Consider the following 984-nt stretch of genomic DNA (forward strand, 5'->3'; position numbering starts at 1 on the left):
GATTGCCGCGGAAGCGCTGCAACGGATCGCGATGTTCTACGCCATCGAGGATCGCATCCGCGGTCTGCCGGCGGCGCATCGGGCTGCAGTGCGGCAGACCGACACCAGGCCGTTGATCGAGGACTTCAAACCCTGGCTCGAGGCGCGGCTACTGGAAGTCTCGAAGAAATCCGGCCTTGGCAAGGCGATCCGCTACACCCTCAACCATTGGGAAGGCCTGACGCGCTTCATCGATGATGGGCGCATCGAGATCGACAGCAATACGGTCGAACGCAGCATCAAGCCGATAGGCCTGGGAAAGAAGAATTACTTGTTCGCCGGCAGTGAGGGCGGCGCCGAAACCTGGGCCACCCTCGCATCGCTCATCAACACGGCAAAGCTGCACGACATCGACCCGCGGCACTATCTGACCGATGTTCTCGAGCGCAGCGTCTGCGGACGTACAAAGTCAATCAGCTGCACATGCTGTTGCCGTGAAATTGGAAGGCCGAGCGCGATAGTTCGCAGGCAAAGCTCGCCGCCTGATCAGTTCGACGGCAGGGCATCTGGAACTTCCTGCGCATCGCTGGCGTCGTCGTAGATCTCTTCGCGGATCACGCGCAGCGTCACCTCGTGCAGATACACTTGCAGCGCACCCTCCAGCTCGGTGAACTCCGGCAGCAGGACCCGATCGACGAAGCCCCGTGACGCACGGACCATCACCGTGTTGCGTCGCTGCCGGCGATAACGAAACGGCCGCAGCCCATATCGGCGGCAAAGCGCCAGAAAAAGGTGCCGAGACCACTGGTCGGGAAGTGAGAATTGCTGTTCGATCGGTGGATCGTGGCGAGCGAGTTCCTCGACCCGGGCCCGCACCCGCTGCAGCGCGGCTTCCGCCGCAAGGCGCTCACCAGCAGTTCCGGCCCCCACGAACAACGCCTCGATCTTCCGAAGCTTCTCGCGCAGCTGCGACTCGCTGTTCATTCTGATCCCGTTGCCCGCTCC

At 62.4% G+C, this 984-nt stretch carries 1 protein-coding gene and 1 pseudogene; one reads left to right on the forward strand and one right to left on the reverse strand.

Going from position 1 to position 984, the window contains the following annotated elements:
- Positions 1–451: pseudogene (locus AC0L3A_RS40700) on the forward strand (IS66 family transposase); the annotation flags it as partial.
- A 74-nt stretch (positions 452–525) separates the two neighbouring features.
- Here AC0L3A_RS40700 and AC0L3A_RS40705 read toward each other — a convergent pair.
- Positions 526–984, reverse strand: a 459-nt coding sequence (locus AC0L3A_RS40705) for a hypothetical protein (protein WP_473256578.1), incomplete at its 5' end; no start/stop codon positions are given.

Source organism: Bradyrhizobium sp. MI1.3 (assembly GCF_055811695.1).